Annotated in this window: 1 protein-coding gene; it reads right to left on the bottom strand. The window is 61.7% G+C overall.

Translation table 11 applies throughout. The features are described 5' to 3' along the window. Window positions 1-110: 110 nt before the first annotated feature. The coding region (locus tag BW950_RS14700) for an RCC1 domain-containing protein (protein ID WP_200796854.1) at window positions 111-1,116 on the bottom strand (1,006 nt) is incomplete at its 5' end.

Here is a 1,116-nt window from a genome sequence, read left to right as displayed (position 1 = left end):
ACGCATCCAGTGCGTAATGGTCCGTCTCTCGGGCCCGCATCCGCAGCCTGGTCCACGCCGGCGAACCAGGCTGTGGGGGCAGGGGGGTATGTAGTATCACCTCGGGTGGGCTAATCCCACCATTCATCTTCTTCGTAGTCGTGGCCCTCGAGGAAATGCTCGCTGTCGGGGTCGGGAACGTAGACCAGGGGGACAGGGTAGTACCGGTCTTCCTCGGTGCCGTCTCCAAGGGGGCCTGTCATGTTCAAGCCGAAGGAATGGATCCGTCCGTCTTCGGTGATAAGGTGAGCGGAGTAAAAGCCCGCGCCGATCGAGACGACGCCATCGAAGGGCGTTCCATCGGGGTGGGTGACCTGAGACCAGCGTTCGGTTGCCGGTGTGTGGTTTTCAACTTCTTCCACATATTCGCCGTTTCCCTGGGCATCACCGCCAATGTAGTGAACCGTGCCGTCGGTGAGCAAAACCAGAGTCCCCCAGTGCGTGAGAGCAATCTCGGCGATTCCATCAAGGGCTTCTCCCCGGGGAGATTGTATCCGTGCCGAGTCCGGCTTTGCACTCACGATCGTTGTGCCGTGGCCCAACTGGCCGTAGCGGTTCCCACCCCAGGATAGGGCGGTGCCGTCATCCAGGAGAGCAACGGAATGGGTCTGGGTGGTGGCAATGCCGGTGATTCGGTGAGGTTCACCGACCGCACCAACCGTCGATAATTCCGGTGCAGGCGCATATCGTCGTCGCTCCCTGTGGGGACCCGGTAGGGCGAGAAGATCCGGACGGCCCCATCCCCAGACCTGGCTGTCCTCGGTCAGCACAAGGGTATGCCAGTCAAGAGCACCCACCTGCACAGCCCCCGTGAAAGGCCTGCTGTCGGCGTGGCGAATCTGTACGGGATACAGGCTCTGCGGATCTCCCTGCCGCTCTTCCGGGAAAATATGGGGCTCCTCGGCAATGCCGTCGATAATCGTCTCAAGCGATCCCCACATCCACACCGAGCCGTCTCCCCGCACCGCCGCGGCGTGACTATTTCCGCTTGCCACACTCACCACGTTGTCAAAAGGGCTGCCGTCGGCAAAGTGCAGCCGCTGCGGGGTGCGTGCGTTATAGTACTCACCAATCCCG

This window comes from Alkalispirochaeta americana (genome assembly GCF_900156105.1).
Taxonomy (GTDB): domain Bacteria; phylum Spirochaetota; class Spirochaetia; order DSM-27196; family Alkalispirochaetaceae; genus Alkalispirochaeta; species Alkalispirochaeta americana.
Note: the sequence above shows the minus strand (reverse complement) of the source record. Positions and strands in the feature narration are given on the sequence as shown.